This window comes from Novosphingobium sp. SG707 (assembly GCF_012275515.1).
GTDB lineage: Bacteria > Pseudomonadota > Alphaproteobacteria > Sphingomonadales > Sphingomonadaceae > Novosphingobium.
Genome location: NZ_JAAZQL010000008.1, coordinates 35,035 through 56,677, shown reverse-complemented (window position 1 = coordinate 56,677; position 21,643 = coordinate 35,035). Strand labels below are relative to the sequence as shown.

Below are 21,643 nucleotides of genomic sequence, written 5' to 3'. Positions count from 1 at the left end.
GCCGCTTGGCAAGCCCCAATCGGCATGGCCACGATAAAAAGATGGCGCGACGCGCGCGGGCGAGAGGATAAAGCCGATGATTGATTTTGCAGGACGCACCGCTTTTGTCACCGGCGGCGCGAATGGCGTGGGGCTGGGCCTGGTGCGCGCGCTGCTGGCGCGCGGGTGCCGGGTGGCCATCGCCGATATTCGTGAGGAATCCATCGCATCGGCACTGGCAACGCTGGACAATGCCGAGGTGATGGGCGTTCAGGTGGATGTTTCCAGCCGCGAGGCCATGGCGGCGGCGGCCGATGAGGTCGAGGCGCGCTTTGGTCCGGTCTCGCTGCTGTTCAACAATGCGGGCATCAACCTGTTCCAGACCATCGAGGATTCAAGCTGGTCGGACTGGGATTGGGTGATGGGGGTGAACCTGCATGGGGTCATCAATGGCGTGATGACCTTTGTGCCGCGCATGATTGCGGCGGGCCATGGCGGCTATATCGTCAACACCGCCAGCATGGCCGGATGGCTGGCCTCGGGCGCGCCGGGGATTTACAACACCACCAAATTCGCGGTGCGCGGCATGTCGGAGTCGCTGCGCTACAGTCTGGCCAAGCATGGCATCGGCGTGTCGATCCTGTGCCCCGGTCTGGTGAAAAGCTACATCTATGCCAGCGACGATGTGCGCCCCGCCGGATTGATGGAGGGGGCCAAGCCGGTCGACCATGCCGCCATCGAGAGGTTGGCAGGCGCGCATCAGGCCGGGATGGAACCGGATGTGATCGCCGAGCGGGTGATGCAGGGCATGGAGGACAACCAGACCTATATCTTCAGCCACCCCGAATTCCGCGAGGAAGTGGCCGAATTGTTCGAGGAATATCTGGCCGATTTCCGCGACTATCCGGAGGATCCGGGCTTTGAACAGCGCCTCGGCTTCGAGAAATTCCGGCGCGAGCGGTATAAGGAAGCGCGCGAGGCAGCGAGGAAAGCGACGTGATTCTGGCGCTCGACCATGTGAACATCATCACGGCGGATCTGGAAGGGTCCGCCCGCTTCTATGCGCAGGTCTTTGGGCTGGAGCGGCGCGATGGGCCGCCTCCCCTCACCCCGCAGACCGGGCAATGGATGTACGATGGCGCCGGGCGCGCGGTGATCCACCTCAACAGTCTGGACGCACCGCGCGCCTATGACCGCGATATTGCGCCGGGGCCGACGGGTGCGCTGCATCACGTGGCGTTGAGTTGTCAGGGCGATGAGGCAATGATCGCGCGGCTGGAGGCGGCGGGGCTGGATTATCAGCGCAATTTCGTCGCCGCCATCGGCCTGCGCCAGATCTTTGTGCGCGATCCCAATGAAGTGCTGTTTGAATTGAATTTCTTTGGCGATTAGGCTGGACGCAGGCAGGCGATTGCATCACCTTTTGCCCGATGCGCACCAACCTTGAATTCCGCTCGTCCACTCTGCTGGCCAATCCGCCCGAGGGTGAGCCGCAAGGTGAAGCCACCGCTCGCTTTCTGGCCGAGCGATTGCCCGCGCATGGGTTCGAGGTCGAAAAGGTCCATGCCGAGGACTGGGGCTGGCGGATCCAGATCCACAATGAGGCATTCCCATTGTGGATTGGTTGCGGATTTTATCCCGAATATCCCGATGGCGTCCTGTGCTTTATCGAACCGTCCAGGCCCTTCCTGCGCCGCTGGTTTCGCAAGATCCCCACGCAGGCAACGACCGAAAAACTGGCCGACGCGCTCGAACGAATCGTGGCTAACAGCGGACTGGCGCAGGGCCTGCGCTGGTGGAGCGAGGAAGAAAACGCGCGGGGCTAGGCCCCCAGCAGGATCTTCACCACCTGCTCGCGCTGACCATTCATCACGTCATGGCCGCAATCGGCCTCGTGATATTCCCATGCGGCATCGTCCTTGATCCGCGCGGCGAATTTCGGGAAAGGCGAAGGCTTCCAGCCAGTGGCCAGCACATAGATGCGCCGCGCGATCTTGGCCTCCTCGCCGGTAAAACGCACGCCTTCCAGCAGGGTCAGCAGAGGGTGACGCGAGAGCTTGCGGCCCATCTCGCCAATGATCGGCGCAACAAGGCCGGGGGTGAATTTCTGCGTGTCGATATAGTGGCGATGCTCATACTCGCTGGTGATGTCCCACAGCGACTGGCCATCCTCGGGCAGAAAAGCATCGAGATAGACAATCGTCTCGATTCGAGCGCCCAGCCGCGTGGCCGTGCCCGTAATCACCATGCCGCCATAGGAATGGCCCACCAACACGAAACGGTCGAAACCGGCCTCCTCCACCGCCGCGCAGACATCGCTGACGTGATCGGAGAGCGTGATGCCAGGGTGCAGTTCCTCGCGCCGCTCGCCAAGCCCGCTCAGCTCCACCACCACGGCCCGGTGGCCCGCCGCGCGCAGATCCTCGGCCAGCCCCTGATGCGACCAACCGCCGGCCCATGCGCCATGCACCAGAACATAGTCGGTCATCGTTTCAGGGCCTCTCTGATTTTTTATAAAAGGATAGATGCGAGGGTCTAGACCCTCGCGCTCCCGTTGCTGTCTTTGGCGCGCAAAGGGTTCGACCAAGGCGCAACGGACGCAGCGTTTCAAAATTAAAGCCTGCGGCGCTTATGGCGCAAGTCCGCCGCGCCGCAGGCTTTTAATTATTGGCACCCCCGAACGAACAACCCGCAACCCCATCATGGGATTGCAAAGGGACGAGTCCCTTTGCCCGCCGGAGGCACCAAAAGCCCGAAATCAGGCCGTCACGCCCGTGCGCCAGCCTTCGGCATAGTTTTCACGCGCCACGCGGCTGTAAGGCACCGGCGAGACGATGCAACGCACAGCCAGTTGCTTGTGGGGTTCGACGGTGGTCTTGCGGGTGCCGCCGTTTTCCTCGCCCCAGATCACATGCAGCTCGGTGCCGACGGGGATGGCCGGGTCGATGGTGGCCAGCGAGAGCGCCTGCTTTTCATTGTACGAGAAGCCGGTGAACATCGAGAGGCCCACGGTCTTGCCATCGGCATCGACCACGCGGTCGTAGTTCGACGAGGCATAGTTGGCCAGCGGCACGTCGAAGAACTTGTAGGCTTCGCCGTCCGGGTTGAACATCGAGGCCATGATCTTGGCCATGTCTTCCGGATGCCAGGCCAGCGTCACCTTCTTGCGCTGCTCGGCGGGGTTCAGCTTTTCCAGAGCTTCGCGGCCGTGGAATTCGTGGTCGAACTTCACGAACGAGCCATAGCCCAGTTCCCACGGGTTGAGGTAATAATCCTCGATGTTGTCCGAAACGAACGAACCGCCGATCGAGCCGGTGGCTTCATACGAATCGGCACCCAGCCATTCGCGGAAGCCCTTCATCTTTTCGCCGGTGTAGATCGCGGGCAGCGGCGAGGGAATCCAGCCCGATTCCAGCGTGTTGGACGGATAGGCGCGGCTGCCGCAAGCGATCAGGCCGAATTCCTTGCCCGCTTCGAGGATGGCGGCGCGGATTTCTTCCTGCTCGGCATAGGGGCCCCAGATTTCGAGACCCGGCGCGCCCGACATGCCGTGGCGCAGCGTGCGCACGGTCTTGCCCGCGATGTTCATCGTGGACATGTTGAAGAACTTGAGCTGTTCGAGCGGACCGCCATGCAGCTTTTCGATCACGGCCCATGCGTTGGGGCCCTGGATCTGGAAGCGCCATTCCTTGCGGCTGACGGGCTTGCCCATCGGGCGCATCGGCGAACGGTCGTCCAGCTCGATTTCGCAGTCATAGCCGCCGGTCGCGGCGTGATAGCGCAGCCAGTTCGAGGCGGGCGCGCGGCCGACATAGGTGAAGCTTTCCTCTTCTTCCCAGAAGATGATGCCGTCGCCGATCACATGGCCATAGGGCGTGGTCGGAACGTACTGCTTCGCCTTGTTGACAGTCCAGCCCTTCGAACTGTTGATCATCGTGTCGGACAGCAGCTTGTGCGCGTCCTTGCCACGGATATAGAGGTTCACCATGTGGTGCGACTGATCGAACAGCACGGCGCTATGCTGCCATGCCCACTGTTCAGAGCGCCAGTTGGAAAATTCGGGCGCCACGACCGGATAGACATAAGCGCCAAGCTGCGAATTGCGCAGCATTTCAACGATGTTGTCGGTGCCAGCCAGCACCTGTTCAAGATTTTGAGCGGCCATGGTGGTTCCTCTCTCCTCAAAGGTTTGTTTGCTCTTGCCCCTTTGGCATAGCAAATTTTGTAAGCTACACAAACTAAATTCTATGAGCGCAATTGATCCGCGTGCCCTTTGCTCAGGTTCGAAACGATCAGCCTATCGGGCGCCCATCAACGCGCATGGCCCGTCCATGTGCGCAGACCCGGCGCGGTGCGATCCTCGCCCGCCAAGGCGCGGGCCACCGCCGGGCGCGCCGTCATCCGGTCGCGCCATTCGACCAACCGGGGACAGCGCCGAGCGATCTCCATATCGGGGAACATGCGCTCGACCATCATCCCGCAATGGCTGTAGAAATTGATATCGGCCAGCGTATAGGCATCGCCCGCCAGCCATGCCGTTTCGCCCAACTGGCGCTCGACCTTGTCCACCGCATATTCGATCTTGGCGGTCGCATGGGCCAGATCGCCTTCCGAAAATCCGCTGCGCGCGGTGGCCCATTTCTTGCGCTGATCGGGCAGCGGAATGCTTTCGAGCAGCTTTTCAAATTCGCCCGATTCGATGTTGCGCGCGATGATCCCCACCATCCGGTGCCAGCCATGCATCGAGACGAAATTCATCACATGCTCGTCGACGAACTTGTTCCAATAACGCATCCGTGCCGCGCCCACCGGATCGCGCGGGCGCAAGGGGCCGCTGTCGGGCTGATCCTCGGGAAAGGCGTCTTCAAGATATTCGTTGATGACCGTGGTGTGGGTGATGATCGCGCCGTCATGATCCAGCACCGGCACTTGGCCCTCGGGGTTGATGGCGGTGAACCACGACTGGTGCTGCTCGAACTTGTGCAGATCGACATAGACGCTTTCCCAGTCCAGCCCCTTTTCGATCAGGGGGATCATGGATTTCAGGGAATTGGCCGCCGGTTCGGCATGGTAATATTTCAACGCCATCGCTCTCTCCTTCTCCGGCGTCCTGCCTTCAGACCAAGCCCAAAAGCCGCGCCGCATTGTCCTTCATGATGCCGGGCAGAATCTCCTCGCGGAAACCCACGCCGCGCGCCGCATCCAGCCACTTGTCCGGGTGGATCAGCGGAAAATCGCTGCCGAACAGCATCTTTTTGCGCAGTTGCGTGTTGGCATACTGGATGATCTGGGGCGCGAAATATTTGGGGCTCCAGCCCGACAGGTCGATGTAAACATTGGTTTTATGCAGAGCCATCGACAAGCTTTCATCCACCCAGGGCCACGACGGATGGGCTAGAATGATCTTCATGTCGGGAAAATCCACCGCCACATCATCGACCAGCATCGGCTGACCATATTTCAGCCGCACGCCGCCGCCGCCGCGCATCCCCGTGCCCATGCCCGAATGGCCGGTGTGGAAAATCGCGGGCAGCTTGTAGTGGTTGATGATCTCATAGATCGGATAGCCGACCTGATCGCCGGGATTGCAGCCCTGCATGATATGGTGGAATTTGAAACCCTTGACGCCGCAATTCTCGACCAGATCGCGCGCCTCACGTGCGCCCATCTTGCCCTTGTGCGGGTCGATGCTGGCAAAGGGGATGCAGATGTCATCATGTTTCGCCGCAAATTCGGCGATCTCGAAATTGGAAACCCGCTTGGCGCCGATATGGCTCTCGCAATCCACCGTGAACAGGCAGAAGGCAATCTGCGCCTCGCGGTAAAGCTCGACGATTTCGGGCATCTTGGGCCGTTCGCGCGAGGCCTTGAAATAGGCGCTGGCCGCATCGAAAAACTGGCCCATCACCGGGTCTTCCGGATCGTGGCACGACACCTCGGCATGGACATGAACATCAATGGCGCGGATTTTTGTAAGGTCGATGGGCATGATTTGATGTCCAAGTTTTAAGGGAAGAATGCGGGGGTCTGGCCCCTGCCGCTCCCGTTACTGTCTTTGTTGCGTCAAGGGTTTGGCGTTGGGGATCGGACGCGGTGTTGCACAGTTAAAGCCTGCGACGCTTTTGACGCTACTTCACCGCGCCGCAGGCTTTACAAACCATGGGCATCACGCCCCCCAGCAGACCAAGCACAACCCCATAATGGGATTGCAAAGGGGCCAAGTCCCTTTGCCCGCCGGAGGCACCCAAACCCTTAAAGCTTCACAATCACCGACTTGGTTTCGAGATAGGCCTCGATCCCCGCCCGGCCCTGCTCCCGTCCGATGCCGCTTTCCTTGTATCCGCCAAAGGGCAGCGCCACGTCGATCATCGCATGGCAATTGGCCCACACGGTCCCGGCCTTGATCCTGCTGGCCAGCTTGTGCAGCGTCGAGGCGTCCTTGGTCCACACGCTGGCGGCAAGGCCGAACTGGGTGTTGTTGGCTTCCTTGACCACCTCGTCGAGGTCGTCGAAACGCTGAGCCACGACAACCGGGCCAAAGATTTCCTCGCGCACCACGCTCATCTGCGGGTTCACATTCACCAGCATCGTGGGGTTGACGTAATAGCCATCCGCACTGGGCGCATCGCCGCCCATAGCGACGCTGGCGCCATCGCGCTTGCCCGCCTCAATGTATCCCATCACGCGGTCGAACTGTTCCTGCGAAACCAGCGGCCCCATATGCGCGGAAGGGTCCAGCGAAGGGCGCGGGGCCCAGAAAGGCGCAGTATTTGCAATGCCTTCAACCACCTGATCGAACACCGATTTATGCGCGTAAAGCCGCGAACCGGCCACGCAAACCTGCCCCGAATTGAAGAAGATCGCGCCCGCCGCCCCCGGCGCCGCCTCGGCCACATCCACGTCGGGCATCACCACCACCGGCGATTTCCCGCCAAGCTCCAGCGTCACATGCTTGAGCGTATCGGTGGCGTTCTTGTTGATCAGCTTGCCGATTTCGGTCGAGCCGGTGAAGGCCACCTTGTCCACATCGGGGTGCTTGACGAGCCGGTCGCCCGAAACATGGCCATAGCCGGTGATGACATTGACCACGCCCGCCGGAATGCCGCTTTCCGCAATCAGATCGGCCAGCCGCAGCGCGGTCAGCGAGGTCTGCTCGGCAGGCTTGAGGATGATCGTGCAGCCCGCCGCCAGCGCCGGACCGATCTTCAAACACGCCATCAGCAGCGGAAAGTTCCACGGTACGATCTGGGCGCAGACGCCCACCGGCTCCTTGACCGTATAGGTGAAGAAGGCACCCGTGGGCAGCGTATAGGGCGGCGTGGTTTCCCCACCTACCTTGGCGGCAAACCCGGCCATATAGCGGATGTGGCTGACCGCGCCGGGCACGTCGATGGCGCCCGCCATGGTCTTGGGCTTGCCATTGTCGATGGCTTCCAACTCGGCAAATTCCTCGGCATGGGCCTCGATCAGATCGGCCAGCCGCAGCATGATCTTTTCGCGCGCGATGGGCGCCAGACCGCTCCACCGGCCATCGTCAAAGGCGGCGCGCGCGGCGGCCACGGCCCGGTCGGTATCGGCCAGGCTGGCGTCTACGATCTGGCTGACGACCTTGCCCGAGGAAGGGTCCTCGACATCGATCAGCCCGCCATGGCTGGAGGCCACCCATTCGCCATTGATGAACAGGGCGGGCTTGCGCGACAGGGACTTTTGCGCCGCCGCCGAATAGGCATGCTGCTGATAGGAAACAGTGGTCATATCATTCATGGCCTTGATCCTCTCTCTCTCCTGCACGGTTCGCCCGCGCTATTTTTAATGTATCATTCCATAGCAATCTGCCAAGCCGGGCGCGAGACGGCCCATCGCGTTTATGTCTCGCGCCCTCTGTTTTTCAGGCCCCCTATTTCTCGCCCAGAGCCTTGTCCTCATGCGCGCGAGCGATGACGTAATGGCGGATCGCGTCAATATCCTCACGGCTGAGCTGCGCCGACCAGCCGATCATGCCATTGGCCTTGAGCGCGCCGTCATGCACGATGGCCTGCCACGTCTCCGGGCTGCCCAGCGCCGCGCTGTGGCGCAGGTCGGGCACCACGCCGCCGCCGATGGCCGCATCGCCATGACACACGCCGCAGAAACGGCCGAACGTATTGGCGCCCTTGGCCACCACTTCCTTGCTCGCGGTCTGGGCCGGAGGGTCGAGCGGGCCGAAATTGGGGTCGGGCTTGGCGGGCAATTGCGCCTTGCCGCCCAGTTTGAACACCAGCAGGCGGCTGATATTGCGCACCGGCCCCGATTTCCACGCCAGCGCCCCTGTGGCCAGCGGCCAGATCCCGCCCCAGCCCGCCATGACGGCGACATATTGCTGCCCCTTGACGGTAAAGGTGACAGGCGCGGCGATGACGCCGGTCTGCGCGTCAAACGACCACAGCTTCTTGCCATCGAGCGAGGAATAGGCGACGAAATCACCCTTGGCCGTGCCTTGGAACAACAGATCGCCCGCCGTGGCCAGCAAGCCGCCGTTCGATGGGCCGGGATAATCCACGCGCCACTTCTCGGTCTGGGTCACCGGATCCCACGCGATCAGCGCGCCCTTGGTGGCCGCCTTGGCCGCCTCGCGCACGTCATTGTTGGCGGGCATTGCGGCAGCGCCCTGGTTCAACCCGTTGTTGAAACCATATTTGGCCGCTTTCCACTTCTCATCAGGCACATAGGGGAAGGCCGCGATATTGGCCGGGATGAACATCAGCTTTTGCCGGGGATCATAGGCCATCGGTTGCCAACTATGCGCCCCGCCCGCGCCGGGCATCGAGACGAAGGGCTTGCCGGTCTTGTCAAACCGCGCCTGGGGATTTTCGATCGGGCGGCCGGTCTTGGGGTCGAGGCCCGTGGCCCAGTTTACCGGCACGAAATTCTTGCCCTTGATGAACTGCCCGGTCTGGCGGTCCACCACATAGAAGAAGCCGTTCTTGGGCGCGTGCATCAGCACTTTGCGCATCCGTCCGTCGATCATCAGATCGGCCAGAACGATATGCTGGCTGGCGGTGAAATCCCATGTTTCACCCGGCGTTTCCTGGAAATGCCAGACATATTGGCCGGTCTTGGGCCGCACCGCGACGATGGAGGACAGATAGAGATTGTCCCCGCCGCCCGGCGAGCGATAGGACTGGTTCCAGGGCGAACCATTGCCCACGCCGATATAGAGCAGGTCGAGCGCCGGGTCATAGGCCATCGAATCCCAGACGGTACCGCCGCCGCCCAGCTTCCACCACTCGCCTTTCCAGGTCGCCTCGGCGCGCTGGAGATATTCGGCCTTGTTCTTGCCCGGCTGATCCGGGACAGTGTAGAATTTCCAGAGCTGCTTGCCGGTGTTGACGTCATAGCCCGCAACATAGCCGCGCACGCCCATTTCCGCGCCGCCATTGCCGATGATGACCACACCGTTCACCACGCGCGGGGCGCCGGTGATCGTATAGGGCTTGGTACGATCCACCGTCACGGTCGACCACAGCAGGCGCCCGGTGGTGCGGTCCAGCGCGATCAGGCGCCCGTCCAGCGTGCCGTAGAACAGCTTGTCGCCCCATGCGCCCATGCCGCGATTGACCACGTCACAGCAAGCCTTGACCGCCGTTTCGCCCGGCACCTTCGGGTCATATTCCCAGATCAGCTTGCCGGTCAGCGCATCATAGGCCTTGGCCTTGGACCAGGCCGTGGTGGTATAGATCACCCCGTCGATCACCAGCGGCGTGGCTTCCTGCCCGCGCGTGGTGTCAAGGTCGGCATACCATGCCAGCCCAAGCTGGTTCACATTGTCCTTGTTGATCTGGGTCAGCGGGCTGAAGCGCTGTTCGTCATAGGTGCGGCCATGGCTGAGCCAGTTGTCGCCCTTGTCTGCGGATGCGGCAATGGCGGCGGCATTGACGGCCAGCCTGACCTTTCCGGCGCCCGTCGCGCCGCCGGCATAAGCCAGCACAGCGGCCCCGGCCAGCAGACCACCCAACCACAAGGCGCTTTTCGCCCCTGACTTTGCTTGCGCTTGCATAACCTCTCCTTCGGCGCCGACATTCTTCGGCGTCTCGACTGTATGCAATGCTTACGGTTTTTGGAGAGGTGGTCAAGGGGGAGAAAAGGTAACAATTGAAAGCAATGACCCCGCCATCCTGCCCCGCCGACGATGGCGGGTCAAGAGGACGGGGTTTACGCCAGAGGCTTGATTTCAGGCCGGTTCCATCAGCATGGTGGCCGCCGCCGTGTTCGAAATCGGGATGTGGTAATTGCGGTGAATCTCCTGAACCGGAGCTTGGCCCAAGGCCCCGCGCGCCGCGATCCAGTTGAGCACTTCGACGCCCTGCGTACCGGCCTTGCGCACCATCTCGTGGATCGAATCCGTGGTCAGCGCGGCGGGATCGACCGAAAGATTGTCCATGCAGAATGTGTCATAATCGCGGTTGATGAAACCGGCTCGCTCGCCGTCCAACTGGTGCGACAGGCCGCCCGTGCCGATGATGACGATCCGCTCGTCGCCCGTCCAACTCTGCAGCGCCTTGTTCACCGCCTGACCCAGCGCCAGACAACGCTTGGCCGAGGGCAGCGGGTGCTGCACCGTGTTGATGGCAAAGGGCACGATCTTGACCGGCCATGCCTCAACATCGGGCCATGCCAGTTCAAAGGGAATCGAGAGCGCATGGTCCACCAGCATCTTCTGACAGGTGGTGATGTCGAACTCATCCTCAACCAAGCTGTTGATGATATGCCAGCTCAGCTCGGTATGCCCGGCAAAAGGCTTGTAGAGCGGCAGGCCCCAGCCCTCGTCCGCATTGTGATATTCGGCCGCCGCGCCCACGGCAAAGGTGGGCATCTTGTCGAGGAAGAAGTTGAGGCCATGGTCATTGTTGAACACAATGGCCACATCGGGCTTCACCTGCGCCAGCCATTCGTGAACCTTGTGGAACCCGTCGAAAAAGGGCTTCCAATAGGGTTCCTGTTGCAGCCCCTTGTGGATCGCGCCGCCGATGGCGGGCACATGGCTGGTGAAATAAGCGCCTACGATTTCAGCCATGGACCTTCTCCTTCCCGATCATGGCGCCATGCGCCTCGTCATATGTCCGACCCGCGCCCTGCGCCAGCAGCATCGCCTTGAAATCATCGACCGAAACCCCGGTCTGCATCGAGCCGACATCCTGCACATTCAGGCCGAAAATCCCGGCCAGCTTGGCAAGGTAATAGATGTTGCCGCCCGCCGCGATCATGCCCAGCACGCTGCGCTCGGCCACGGCTTTGCGCTGCTCGGGCGTGAGGTGGAATTTGGCGCAATAGGCTTCCTCATCATCAAGGAAGGCCTGACGATTGGCGGCGTTGTTAAAGGAATAGCACATGGCGTTGAGCTCAAAGCCCTTGGCCGCAGCATCGCCATCGAACAGATGGGTGCCCGGAATCGGCTCGCTCACATTTTGCGGTCCAGACATAGTGGCCTCTCCAGATCATGCAGCCCGCCATCCGCGATGGCCGGCCTGACCTTCGTGTGCATCACTTACAATTGACCGCCCCTCTTTGATCCCGATCAAGCGGGGGCCCTGGCGGCGGCCCCTCGCGCATTGAGATGCAGCGCGAGTCATAAATTTAGGCGAATTCCCGACTCCATCTCCCTTTCGTCCCACCGATGAAATTAACCTGGCGCGGCGCATCGTCTCATTCCGGCACAGGGGGGAAATGGCCATGGTTACCGCGCTTCCTGCGTGGCCTCTTTCACGAGATAGGAGAGGCTACCCAAGGAGGAATCGATGCAACCGGCCCTTTTGATGCTGATCCTGACCAGCGTGGCCATGTCGGCTATCGCGCAATTGCTGCTCAAAATGGGCGTGGGGTCGGTGCGCGCGAATGGCGCGGGCGCGGGGCTGGCCTTCGTGCAATCGCCATGGGTGATCGCGGGCTTCGGGCTTTATGGGCTTGGGGCGATCCTGTGGCTCTATGTGCTGGCCCGCCTGCCGCTCAGCGCGGCCTATCCCTTTGTCGGCCTCGGCTTCATCCTGACCATGGCGCTGGGCGTGCTGGCGCTGGGCGAGAGCCTGAGCCCGATCCGCATCGCAGGCACCTTGCTGATCGCGCTGGGCTGCGTCTGCGTTTCAAGGAGCATCGCGTAATGGCCGCCACCCCCGCCCCGGCGCGCGCGCCGGCGCTGTCGATCAATTCACTGCTGCTGCTGGCGGTCACGATCCGTCTGGCCGCGCATTTCGCCCTGCCCCAGCCGCTGCAGAGCGATGGGCTGGCCTATTTCACCCTGGCCCAGACCATGGCCGATGGCGAATGGCCGGTCGACAATCTGGGGCAACATGCCTTCTATTCCATCGGCTATCCGCTGGTCCTTGCGCCCTTCTTCGCGCTGCTGGGGGCTTCGGCGGGGGTGGCCTTTGGGGTCAATCTGGCGCTGGCTTTGGCCACGGGCGGGCTGATCGTGCTGCTGGCGCGTGAGGCGGGCTTGGGCGATCTGGGGCGCAAGCTGGCGCTGCTGGGCTATGCGCTGTGGCTGCCGGGGATCTGGAACTGCACGATGCTGGCGCGGGAAAATCTCTCGACGCCGCTGCTGGTGGCGGTGGTGTGGCTGGCCCTGCGCCTGCTGCGCTCGCCCTCCAGCCTCGGGCTGGCGGCAGTCACGGGCGCGGTCTGGGGCGCGGCCATGCTGGCGGGCACATCGGCCCTGCCGCTGATTGCCGCGCCTTTGCTGGCGCTGGTACTGGGCGGGCCGGTGCGGCGCGCGGTGGCCCCGGCGCTGGCGATGGGCATGGGGGCCGCGCTGGTGCTGGCCCCATGGGCGATGGCCACGCAGGCCATGCTGGGCCGCCCCACGCTCTCCACCAACACCGGCTTCAACCTCTATATCGGCAATAATCCCGCGGCCACCGGGCGCTTCGTCTCGATCGCGGCCACGCCCATCGGCCCGCAATGGCACGCCTTGCGCGAAAACCTTGGCGAGGCGGGCGCCAGCGCCGCGCTGGGCGCGATGGCGCGCGACTGGATGGCGCATAACCCCGCCGAAGTGGCCCGCCTTGCCGCCGTCAAGCTGGCCGCTTTCTGGGCGCCCAATCTGCCCGATTCGAATGATTTCGCGCTTTCGCCTGCCGTCACCTATGTCCGCCTGTTCGAGGTCGTCCAATATCTGCTGTTCCTCACGCTGGCAGGGCTGTGCCTGCTGCTGCCGGGCATCGGGCGGCCGCGCCAGATCGTGGTGATGGGCGCCATCACCGGTTTCTGGGCGCTCCACGGCGTCGCCTATATCATCGACCGCTATCGCGATCCCGTCATGCCCTTGCTGATCGTGATGGCGTCGGCGGCGCTGACCGAAATCGTCACCAACCGTCTGGCCCGCAGGGAGAGCCCCCATGCTGCATGAACGCATCACCGATGACACTGTTCTGGTGGTCGATCTGGACCGCACGCTGATTTCGGGCGATGTGGCGATGGAAGCCTGTGTGACCGAAGCCAAGCGCGGCTTCGTGGCCCTGTTCGTCCTGCTCTGGACGATGATCTGGGGGCGGGCGCGGCTAAAGACCCTGCTGGCCCGGCGCGCACCGGTTAATCCGGCCTTGCTCAACTATCGGCCAGAGGTGCTCGAACTGATCGCCCATGCCCGCCGCCAGCGCCGCCGCGTAGTGCTGGCCAGCGCGGCCCATTGGCGCAACGCCCGCCGCGTGGCCGCCCATCTGGGCCTGTTCGACGAGGTGATCGCCAGCGGCGCCCGCCGCAACGCCAAGGGCGGCGCGAAACTGACCGCGATCCGCGAAGCCTTGGGCCAGCAAACTTTCGATTACGTCGGCGATTGCGGGGCCGACCGCCGCATCTGGCGCGAGGCGCGCGTGGCCTATACCGTCGAGGCACCCACCGGCGTACGCCACGAAGAACGCCTCGCCCCGGCGCGCAGCCGGTTGCGCGCGCTGGTAAAGGCCGCCCGCCCGCACCAATGGGCCAAGAACGCGCTGGTCTTTGTGCCGCTGGCCTCCTCGGGCCTGCTGGCCAATCCCCGTGCCATCGCCCAATCCTGCCTCGCCTTTGCCGCGATGAGCCTGATTGCCTCCTCGGTCTATCTGCTCAACGACCTGCTCGATATCGAAAGCGACCGCGCGCATCCGAAAAAGCGCCGTCGTCCGCTGGCCAGCGGCGCCCTGCCCATCCCGCAGGCGCTGCTGGCCTGCATCGCCTTTGCGGGCGCGGGTCTGGCGCTGGCGTGGCAATTGGGCCTGCCCAGCTTTTCGGCCATGGCGACCTATTTCGCGCTGACGCTGGCCTATTCGATGCGGCTGAAGGCGGCGATGATCGCCGATGTGCTTACGCTCGCCTGCCTTTATACGATCCGCATCATCGCGGGCGCGGCGGCGATTGCGGTGCCGGTGTCGTCATGGCTGCTGCTCTTTTCGGTCTTCTTCTTTCTCAGCCTCGGCTACCTGAAGCGCTATGTCGAATTGCGCAGCAGCGCGCGCGAGCCCGACGAATTGCTCTCCGGGCGGGGCTACACCCGCTCCGACACCGAAATCGTCGCGATCAGCGGGCTGGCGGCGGGCATGGTTTCGATCCTGGTCATGGTGCTGTTTGCAGAGGCGATGGGCAAGACCGGCGCCTATGCCACGCCGCAATTGCTCTGGCTGCTGCCTCTGCCGCTGCTCTACTGGCTCAACCGCATCTGGATGATGGGCCGCCGGGGCCAAGTGGACAGCGATCCGGTCGCCTTTGCCATCACCGACGCCAAGAGCATTGCCGTGGGCGCGACGCTGGGGGGCATTCTGGTAGTCGCAAAATTCGCCGCCATCGGCCATTGGTTGCCGCAATTGGGCATTGCGTGAAACGCACTCTGGAATTGGCGTGAAACGCTCTCTGGAATTGGCGTGATTTGGTGGGGGCGGCTTGAGGGTCGCCCCGTCCCTCGCTAGATTGCCGCCATGGCACGCTTCTTTGCCCGCCCCGGGCCAACCCGCAGTTTCCGTTTCCGCCTCGGCTGGTATCTGGCCATGGCCATCCTCTGGTTTGTCGGCCTCTCGGTAGGCATCACGCTGCTCTATCGCGTGGTGCCGCCGCCCGTCACACTGACCATGCTGTTTGACCGCAACGGGTTCAGCAAATCATGGACGCCCCTCTCACGCATCGACCGCAAAATGGTGGACGCGGTCATCGCGGGCGAGGATTCGCGTTTTTGCGTCCATCACGGCTTTGACGGTGCAGGGATCGAATATGCGCTGGAACGCAACCTGGCGGGCGACGGCAGCAAATTGCGCGGCGGATCGACCATCAGCCAGCAGACCGCCAAAAACACCTTCCTTTGGCAGGGCAGCGGCATCACCCGCTATATCCGCAAAGGGCTGGAGGCATGGTTCACCGTGCTGATCGAAACCTTCTGGCCCAAGCGGCGGATCATGGAGATTTACCTCAATGTGGCGGAAACCGGCATCGGCACCTATGGCGTCGAGGCAGGCGCCCAGCGCTATTTCCACCACTCCGCCGCCAACCTGACCCAGATCGAGGCCGCCCGTATCGCGGCTGCCCTGCCCAGCCCGAAAAAGCGCGCCGTGGTGGGCGCCACCGGCTTTACTCGCCGTCATGGCAACACCATCGCCAAGCGGTCCGGCGTGGTGCGGCGCAATGATCAGGACGATTGCATTTATCAGTGAAGGTCGGGTGCCTCCGGCGGGCAAAGGGCGGGGGCCCTTTGCAATCCCGATACTGTTAGGATCGGGGATTAGGTTCAGCCAAGGTGCATGGACGCAGCGGTGGAATTTAAAAGCCTGCGGCGCCTTTCAGCTAGACCTATCCGCGCCGCAGGCTCTTTTAACCGCCGCCCACCACACTGCGTTGCGAATGGCGTGCAACCCCAATAACGGGATTGCAAAGGGCCCCGCCCTTTGCCCGCCGGAGGCATAAAACCTCACATCAACCCCAAACAAAAAGGGCGCCCCACGCGGGAGCGCCCTCTCCGTTTTCCAAGGCCGGTTAAGGCTTAGAACGCCACGCTGAGCGTACCCACGACGGTGCGCGGGGTCGCCAGATAGACGGTCGGGATGGTGGTCGCACCAATCGGCGTCGACGAACTGGTGAAGCCGCCGATGTAGAATTGGTTGAACAGGTTGGTGACGTTGAGCTGGATGAAGCTCTTGTCCGACTTCAGGCCGGCGATCGCCAGCTTCATGCGGGCCGACAGATCGACAGTGGTGTAGGCGGGCAGCGAGGCCGGGTTCACCTGAACATTCGAGCTGTTGTAAACCGGCAGGTTTTCAGAGTTGATATAGCGCTTGCCGTTGTTCTTGACCGAAACGGCCAGATCGAACGGGTCAAAATTGGCTTCGACGCGCGCACCGGCCGTATAGATCGGCACGCCCGATTCGCGCTTGCCTGCGGTGGTGTAATAGGTGTTCGTGCCATCGCTGCGCAGGATGGTATTGCCGTTGACAACCGTGTTCGTCGCGCCCTTGCCCGCCAGGATGTCGGCCAGAATGCGCGACTTGTTGTACGAGCCGAAAGCATAGATCGAGAAGTGTTCGTCAACCTTCCAGGTCATCGTGGCGTCGAAGCCATACTTCTCCACCTTGCCCAGGTTGGTGTAGAGCGAGGTCTGGGTGTCCTGGTTATAGATCTGCGAGATCTTGTCGTAGAACATCGTGTACCACGCGCCCAACGAAGCGCTCAGACGACCCGCGCGCATACGCAGACCCACGTCGAAATTGTCCGAGGTTTCCGCCTTGGGGCTGCCGTAGGACGAGGTCACCGGATAGAAGAACGCATTATACAGCGTGTCCGTGCCGGGAACCTGAAGGCCCTTCGAATAGTTGGCATAGAGCGAAGCGCCCTGCGCCAGCGCGACGGTGAAGCCGACGTTGGGCAGAACCTTGTTATAGTTGTAGTTGCGCTGCTGGGGCGCGCCATAGGTCGGGTTCGCGACGGCATAGGCGGCCTGATCCTGCGGGCTGGGGCAATCATAGCCGCCCGTGCCGTTGGTGGCGAAGCAGAACGTAGTCAGGTTACGTTTGAAGAAAGGCGCACGGACACCGGCCAGAACATCGAGCTTACCGTCGAAGAACTTGCCGTTATATTCGCCCGAAACCTGATGCAGGATCGCATAGGACATCCGGTTGCGCTTTTCGATCGCATTGCCATACTTGTCCGTGATCGCCAGATCGATCGGGAAGTAGGTGGCATAATAGCCGGTCTGCGAATTCAGGAAGGTGATTTCGCCGGTCTGCTTGTGGCGACCGCGGTCATAGGAATAACCGATGCGCAGCGTGTTGTTCGGGTTGATCTTCCAACGCAGCGAGGTCAGCAAGCCGATACGATTGGTTTCGGTTTCGCTGGCATTGCCCATCAGGATGCTGCTGCTGATCACGCCGTCGCCGTTCACATCGCGGCCCGAATAATAGTTGCCGCCCACGAGGCCGACCATGCCGTTGGGGCCCGAGGCTTCGTTCAGCTTGCCCACGCCGCCGCCATTGGCCTTGGTGTACTGGAAGCTGGGGTCAACGGTCAGCGTCAGGTTGTCAGCCAGCGTGAAACGGCCGTTCATGCGCAGGTTGGCCGTGCGCGAGGGATTGAAGCGGCATTCGAACGCGCCATAGCCGGTGTTCGAAGCCGACGAGCTGGTCGTGTCGGCGCAGTTGATCGTGTATTGCGCTTCGTCCCAGTTGTAGGGCGTGCGGCCGCTGCTCGACGAGTTGACCGGACGGCTCGCCGAATTTTGGGTGTAGAGCGACATCGAAGGCGCAAAATTGTTGCGGTTGAAGTTGAAGTGACCGGCAACCGAGATGAAGTCGCCATTGTCGCCCAGCGGCTGCTTCACCTTGAAGTTGAGCTGCTGCTTGGCCACCTGGCCGCCGGTGTTGGGCAGGAAGCGGTTCGAGGCCACCGAAGCGGCAAACCAGGCCTTCAGGCCCGAATTGGTGATGTTGCCGGTATCAACCGAGATGAAACCGCGCTTGTAGCTGAGGTCACCGGCCGAACCCACGGCCATCACCTGCGCCTTTTCCAGCGGATCGCGCGAACGATAGTTGACCGTCGAACCCGAAGCTGCGGCCGTCGGGCTGTCCACGTCGGTCGAACCCAGGTTCACATTGACCTGCTCGATCAGTTCGGCGTCAAGCTGCTGGTTCGAATAGAGCGCATAGTTGCCGGTATCGTTGAGCGGCATACCATCGAAGGTCTGCGAAATACGGGTATTGTCGAAGCCGCGGATGAACATCGCGCCGCCCGACGAACCGAACGGGTCGGCATTGTAGAACGACACGCCCGGCACCATGTTGATCACTTCATTGATCGACTGGCCCGGCGTGCTCTTGGAGATGAAGGTCTGGTCCAGAACCTGCTTGGCCTTGGGCGTGGCGGGAATATCAACGCCATTGATCGCCTTGGCCTTGGTGCCGGTCACAACGATGGTGTTTTCGAAATCGACCGCGCCGGTCGACTGAGCGAAAGCGGGCGATGCAACCGCTGCTGCAATCGCGAATGAACTGAAGGCCAGAGCCGAATTTTTAATAATGCGCATGCTGAATGCCCCTGCATGACAATTTTGTGTCAAAATCGCCGAAATGCCCCCGTCCGAGCGACGAAAATCATTCGGATGCAAAACACCTAACGATGTTTGAGAGGCTTCTAAACAGCGGTTTGTGACGCAATTTTGACACGGGACGGCGCGCGCGACAGGCTGATGCCGCAAAAGGCAAGATTGTTTCTCGCCTAATTGACATTGATGTAACTTTGTTACGACCTTGACGAAATTCATATGGAATTTAAATGTTGGCCCAAAATTCCGCTGTTGCGAATTGGGCCGCAGTGCGACATTTGTGCAACGCAGCAGATCGGGAAAAACCATGGGTATCGGCCACAATCACCATCATCATAACCATGATCATGGCGAATCGCATGGCGGCAACGATCACCATGGGGATCACCATGGGCATCATCATGGGCATCATCATGGCCATCACCATCATCACGGGGCCGGGACCACCCATGGCCGCGCCTTTGCCGTGGCCACCTCACTCAACGTCCTGTTTGTCCTGATAGAAACCGCCGCCGGTTTCATCGGCCATTCGACCGCCCTTCTGGCCGATGCCGGGCATAATCTGTCCGATGTGCTCTCGCTTCTGCTGGCTTGGGGGGCAAGCCGTCTGGCCGCGCGGGCGCCCTCGCGCCGCTTCACCTATGGCATGAAAAGCGCCTCGATCCTGGCGGCTCTGGCCAATGCCGCGCTGCTCTGGGTCGCGCTGGGGGCGATCCTGATCGAGACGTTGCAGAAATTCGCCTCGCCCGAACCGGCAGCTGCCGGGCTGATGATGGCGGTGGCGGCGGCGGGGATCGCGGTCAATGGCCTCTCGGCCCTGCTCTTTGCACGCGGCAGCAAGGATGACCTCAACCTGCGCGCCGCCTTTCAGCACCTGATGGCCGATGCGGCAGTCTCAGCGGGCGTGGTGCTGGCGGGTCTGGCCATCCATTTCACCGCATGGAACTGGATCGACCCCGTCACCAGCCTCGTCATCACGCTGATGATCGCGCTCGGCAGTTGGTCGATGCTGAAGGAGTCCGTGCAGATGGGCCTGCTCGCCGTCCCCGCTTCGGTGAATGAAGAAAAGCTGCGCGCCTTCCTGCTGGCGCGCCCCGGCATCGCCGCGCTCCACGATCTCCACGTCTGGCCGATCAGCACCACCGACACCGCCATGACCGCCCATATCATTATGCCCGGCGGCCACCCGGGGGATGCCTTCCTGCATGGTCTGGCCCATGATCTGGAGCACGATTTCGGCATCGGCCATGCCACGATCCAGATCGAAACCGATGGCGGGCATGGGTGTGCGCTGCATTCGGATGAGGTGGTTTAAGCGAGGAGGTTTATGCCTCCGGCGGGCAAAGGGACTCGGTCCCTTTGCAATCCCATTATGGGGGTTTTGAATGGAGATCGTCGCGTCGCAGGCAATGAATAAAGCCTGCGGCGCGGCGATCTTACGCCGACCGGCGCCGCAGGCTTTAAAATTCAACCATCGCGTACGACACCAAAGGCCGAACCCATGGCGCACCTCCGACAGTAACGGGATTGCAAAGGGCCCCCGCCCTTTGCCCGCCGGAGGCATTCAAAGCCCCCAACCAAACCCCCGCTTACAACGCCCCCGCAAATTTCAACGGCTCACCCACCGCGCTGTCGGCCAGTTGGGCCTCCCACATCACCTGATGCCCGCGGATAATCGTGCCAAGCACACGACCCTTCAGCTCCATGTCGGTATAGGGCGACCAACCGCAGCGGCTCTGCAGCCAGTCCTCGGTGACGGTGAACTGCCCCTTGAGGTCCACCACCGTAAAGTCGGCGTCATAGCCCACCGCGATACGCCCCTTGGATTGCAAGCCAAAGATGCGCTGCACGCCCGCGCTGGTCATGTCGATCAGGCGCGCCAGCGTCATCCGCCCGTTCAGCACATGGTCGAGCATGAGCGGCAGCAGCGTCTGCACGCCGGGCATGCCGCTGGGCGATGCGGGATAGGGCTTGGCCTTTTCCTCGATCGTGTGGGGCGCGTGGTCGGAGCCGATCACATCGGGCACGCCCTGTTGCAGCCAGTGCCACAGGCCATCAACATGCTCGCCGCTGCGGATCGGCGGGTTCATCTGGGCATAGGTGCCAAGGCGCGGATAGGCTTCCTCGCCGCGCAGGGTCAGGTGCTGAGGCGTGACCTCGCAGGAGGCGATGTCGCGGTGCTGGCTGATCAGCTCCAGCTCGGCAGGCGTGGTCACATGCAGAATGTGGATCGGCCGCCGCGCCGCGCGGGCCAGCTTGAGGATACGCTTGGTCGCCAGCAGCGCGCTTTCATCATCGCGCCATACCGGATGGCTCGACGGATCACCCTCAACGCGCAGATCCTTGCGCGCGTTCATGCGATCCTCGTCCTCGGCATGGATCGCCACACGGCGCGTGCCATGGGCCAGCACGCGGGCCAATTCCTCGTCATGCGCGACCAGCAGGCTGCCGGTGGAAGCGCCCATGAAGATCTTGACGCCCGCCGTGCCGGGAATGCGCTCGAGCTCGGCCAGATCCGGCGCGTTGGCGGCCGTTGCGCCGACATAGAACGCATGATCGCACCACATACGATGGTGGGCGCGCTCCAGCTTGTCATGGACGCGCATCACCGAATCGGTGTTCGGATTGGTGTTGGGCATTTCAAACACGGCGGTGATCCCGCCCATCACCGCACAGCGGCTGCCGCTTTCCAGATCTTCCTTATACTCCAGCCCCGGTTCGCGGAAATGGACCTGGGAATCGATCACGCCGGGCAAAACATCCAATCCGGTGCAATCAATTCGCCGCGCCGCGTCGGGAAAACTGCCTATACCGATGATTTTGCCATCGCGGACGGCCACATCAACCTGTGCTGGGCCAGAGGGAGTGTGGACAGTGCCACCGGTGAGGACGAGGTCTATCGCTTGGGTCATGCGTTGCGCTTTGCCACAGGTTGCCGGGAAGATGAAGGTTTAGATGCGAGGGACTCGTCCCTCGCGCTTCCGTGAATGTATGCGTTGCGCCTCGGGTTCGGCTTGGGGTGTCGGACGCGGCCTTTAAATTTTAAAGCCTGCGGCGCCCCCACTCCGCTACGAACCTTGGCGCCACCCCATTGACGGGATTGCAAAGGGCCCCGCCCTTTGCCCGCCGGAGGCACCCATT

At 62.2% G+C, this 21,643-nt stretch carries 19 protein-coding genes; 8 read left to right on the top strand and 11 right to left on the bottom strand.

What is annotated here, in order from left to right; all coding sequences use genetic code 11:
* Positions 1-76 precede the first annotated feature (76 nt).
* Genes FHW92_RS19700 through FHW92_RS19690 form a run of 3 tightly spaced genes read left to right on the top strand, consistent with a single transcriptional unit; the run spans position 77 to position 1,805 of the window.
* On the top strand, positions 77-979 hold the full coding sequence (locus FHW92_RS19700) for an SDR family NAD(P)-dependent oxidoreductase (RefSeq protein WP_168604998.1): 903 nt from the start codon (positions 77-79) through the stop codon (positions 977-979).
* Positions 976-1,371: a VOC family protein gene (locus tag FHW92_RS19695; RefSeq protein ID WP_168604997.1), complete on the top strand. Its 396-nt coding sequence runs from the start codon at positions 976-978 to the stop codon at positions 1,369-1,371. The genes FHW92_RS19700 and FHW92_RS19695 overlap by 4 nt, the downstream gene beginning before the upstream one ends.
* A 38-nt stretch (positions 1,372-1,409) precedes the next feature.
* Positions 1,410-1,805 carry a hypothetical protein gene (locus FHW92_RS19690; protein WP_168604996.1) on the top strand — a complete coding sequence of 132 codons (396 nt, stop codon included), beginning with the start codon at positions 1,410-1,412 and terminating at the stop codon, positions 1,803-1,805.
* Here the strand turns inward: FHW92_RS19690 and FHW92_RS19685 are convergent.
* From FHW92_RS19685 to FHW92_RS19650, 8 genes are all read right to left on the bottom strand, one after another.
* Positions 1,802-2,467, bottom strand: a complete 666-nt coding sequence (locus FHW92_RS19685; RefSeq protein ID WP_168604995.1) for an alpha/beta hydrolase — start codon at positions 2,465-2,467, stop codon at positions 1,802-1,804. The two genes, FHW92_RS19690 and FHW92_RS19685, sit on opposite strands and share 4 nt — an antisense overlap.
* A 270-nt stretch (positions 2,468-2,737) precedes the next feature.
* Positions 2,738-4,144: an aminomethyl transferase family protein gene (locus FHW92_RS19680; RefSeq protein ID WP_168604994.1), complete on the bottom strand. Its 1,407-nt coding sequence runs from the start codon at positions 4,142-4,144 to the stop codon at positions 2,738-2,740.
* A 146-nt stretch (positions 4,145-4,290) separates the two neighbouring features.
* Positions 4,291-5,067 carry a glutathione S-transferase family protein gene (locus FHW92_RS19675; RefSeq protein ID WP_168604993.1) on the bottom strand — a complete coding sequence of 259 codons (777 nt, stop codon included), beginning with the start codon at positions 5,065-5,067 and terminating at the stop codon, positions 4,291-4,293.
* A gap of 28 nt (positions 5,068-5,095) precedes the next feature.
* Positions 5,096-5,968, bottom strand: a complete 873-nt coding sequence (locus FHW92_RS19670; RefSeq protein WP_168604992.1) for an amidohydrolase family protein — start codon at positions 5,966-5,968, stop codon at positions 5,096-5,098.
* 263 nt (positions 5,969-6,231) lie between these two features.
* Entirely contained in the window at positions 6,232-7,743 is a 1,512-nt protein-coding gene (locus FHW92_RS19665) for an aldehyde dehydrogenase family protein (protein WP_168604991.1), read from the bottom strand.
* Positions 7,744-7,876: 133 nt separating this feature from the next.
* Positions 7,877-10,015: a PQQ-dependent dehydrogenase, methanol/ethanol family gene (locus FHW92_RS19660; RefSeq protein ID WP_168604990.1), complete on the bottom strand. Its 2,139-nt coding sequence runs from the start codon at positions 10,013-10,015 to the stop codon at positions 7,877-7,879.
* Between the two features lie 174 nt (positions 10,016-10,189).
* Entirely contained in the window at positions 10,190-11,032 is an 843-nt protein-coding gene (locus FHW92_RS19655) for a class III extradiol dioxygenase family protein (RefSeq protein ID WP_168604989.1), read from the bottom strand.
* On the bottom strand, positions 11,025-11,438 hold the full coding sequence (locus FHW92_RS19650; protein WP_168604988.1) for a protocatechuate 4,5-dioxygenase subunit alpha: 414 nt from the start codon (positions 11,436-11,438) through the stop codon (positions 11,025-11,027). Before FHW92_RS19650 ends, FHW92_RS19655 begins: the two co-directional genes overlap by 8 nt.
* Positions 11,439-11,753: 315 nt before the next feature.
* Here FHW92_RS19650 and FHW92_RS19645 point away from each other — a divergent pair, with 315 nt between their 5' ends.
* From FHW92_RS19645 to mtgA, 4 genes are all read left to right on the top strand, one after another.
* Entirely contained in the window at positions 11,754-12,113 is a 360-nt protein-coding gene (locus tag FHW92_RS19645; RefSeq protein ID WP_168604987.1) for an EamA family transporter, read from the top strand.
* Complete coding sequence (locus FHW92_RS19640) at positions 12,113-13,360, top strand: hypothetical protein (protein ID WP_168604986.1); 1,248 nt, start codon at positions 12,113-12,115, stop codon at positions 13,358-13,360. The genes FHW92_RS19645 and FHW92_RS19640 overlap by 1 nt, the downstream gene beginning before the upstream one ends.
* Entirely contained in the window at positions 13,350-14,804 is a 1,455-nt protein-coding gene (locus FHW92_RS19635) for a UbiA family prenyltransferase (RefSeq protein WP_168604985.1), read from the top strand. Before FHW92_RS19640 ends, FHW92_RS19635 begins: the two co-directional genes overlap by 11 nt.
* A gap of 165 nt (positions 14,805-14,969) precedes the next feature.
* Positions 14,970-15,626: a monofunctional biosynthetic peptidoglycan transglycosylase gene (gene mtgA, locus FHW92_RS19630; RefSeq protein ID WP_246870313.1), complete on the top strand. Its 657-nt coding sequence runs from the start codon at positions 14,970-14,972 to the stop codon at positions 15,624-15,626.
* A gap of 326 nt (positions 15,627-15,952) precedes the next feature.
* Here the strand turns inward: mtgA and FHW92_RS19625 are convergent, their stop codons facing one another.
* A complete protein-coding gene (locus FHW92_RS19625) occupies positions 15,953-18,484 on the bottom strand; it encodes a TonB-dependent receptor (RefSeq protein ID WP_168604983.1) in 2,532 nt (843 codons plus the stop codon).
* Positions 18,485-18,728: 244 nt separating this feature from the next.
* Entirely contained in the window at positions 18,729-18,953 is a 225-nt protein-coding gene (locus tag FHW92_RS26260) for a hypothetical protein (RefSeq protein ID WP_246870304.1), read from the bottom strand.
* 15 nt (positions 18,954-18,968) lie between these two features.
* Between FHW92_RS26260 and FHW92_RS19620 the strand changes: the two genes are divergently transcribed.
* Entirely contained in the window at positions 18,969-19,817 is an 849-nt protein-coding gene (locus tag FHW92_RS19620) for a cation diffusion facilitator family transporter (RefSeq protein ID WP_349237719.1), read from the top strand.
* A gap of 274 nt (positions 19,818-20,091) precedes the next feature.
* Here the strand turns inward: FHW92_RS19620 and FHW92_RS19615 are convergent, their stop codons facing one another.
* Complete coding sequence (locus FHW92_RS19615) at positions 20,092-21,414, bottom strand: dihydroorotase (protein ID WP_168604981.1); 1,323 nt, start codon at positions 21,412-21,414, stop codon at positions 20,092-20,094.
* Positions 21,415-21,643 lie beyond the last annotated feature (229 nt).

What these genes read in the sequence shown, in the direction of transcription:
- FHW92_RS19675 (WP_168604993.1), bottom strand. Translation starts at nt 5,067, where the DNA reads ATGGCGTTGAAATATTACCATGCCGAACCGGCGGCCAATTCCCTGAAA.
- FHW92_RS19650 (WP_168604988.1), bottom strand. Translation starts at nt 11,438, where the DNA reads ATGTCTGGACCGCAAAATGTGAGCGAGCCGATTCCGGGCACCCATCTG.
- FHW92_RS19640 (WP_168604986.1), top strand. Translation starts at nt 12,113, where the DNA reads ATGGCCGCCACCCCCGCCCCGGCGCGCGCGCCGGCGCTGTCGATCAAT.
- FHW92_RS19655 (WP_168604989.1), bottom strand. Translation starts at nt 11,032, where the DNA reads ATGGCTGAAATCGTAGGCGCTTATTTCACCAGCCATGTGCCCGCCATC.
- FHW92_RS19635 (WP_168604985.1), top strand. Translation starts at nt 13,350, where the DNA reads ATGCTGCATGAACGCATCACCGATGACACTGTTCTGGTGGTCGATCTG.
- FHW92_RS19615 (WP_168604981.1), bottom strand. Translation starts at nt 21,414, where the DNA reads ATGACCCAAGCGATAGACCTCGTCCTCACCGGTGGCACTGTCCACACT.
- FHW92_RS19660 (WP_168604990.1), bottom strand. Translation starts at nt 10,015, where the DNA reads ATGCAAGCGCAAGCAAAGTCAGGGGCGAAAAGCGCCTTGTGGTTGGGT.
- FHW92_RS19625 (WP_168604983.1), bottom strand. Translation starts at nt 18,484, where the DNA reads ATGCGCATTATTAAAAATTCGGCTCTGGCCTTCAGTTCATTCGCGATT.
- FHW92_RS26260 (WP_246870304.1), bottom strand. Translation starts at nt 18,953, where the DNA reads ATGGGTGGTCCCGGCCCCGTGATGATGGTGATGGCCATGATGATGCCC.
- FHW92_RS19685 (WP_168604995.1), bottom strand. Translation starts at nt 2,467, where the DNA reads ATGACCGACTATGTTCTGGTGCATGGCGCATGGGCCGGCGGTTGGTCG.
- FHW92_RS19665 (WP_168604991.1), bottom strand. Translation starts at nt 7,743, where the DNA reads ATGAATGATATGACCACTGTTTCCTATCAGCAGCATGCCTATTCGGCG.
- FHW92_RS19690 (WP_168604996.1), top strand. Translation starts at nt 1,410, where the DNA reads ATGCGCACCAACCTTGAATTCCGCTCGTCCACTCTGCTGGCCAATCCG.
- FHW92_RS19670 (WP_168604992.1), bottom strand. Translation starts at nt 5,968, where the DNA reads ATGCCCATCGACCTTACAAAAATCCGCGCCATTGATGTTCATGTCCAT.
- FHW92_RS19680 (WP_168604994.1), bottom strand. Translation starts at nt 4,144, where the DNA reads ATGGCCGCTCAAAATCTTGAACAGGTGCTGGCTGGCACCGACAACATC.
- mtgA (WP_246870313.1), top strand. Translation starts at nt 14,970, where the DNA reads ATGGCCATCCTCTGGTTTGTCGGCCTCTCGGTAGGCATCACGCTGCTC.
- FHW92_RS19645 (WP_168604987.1), top strand. Translation starts at nt 11,754, where the DNA reads ATGCAACCGGCCCTTTTGATGCTGATCCTGACCAGCGTGGCCATGTCG.
- FHW92_RS19700 (WP_168604998.1), top strand. Translation starts at nt 77, where the DNA reads ATGATTGATTTTGCAGGACGCACCGCTTTTGTCACCGGCGGCGCGAAT.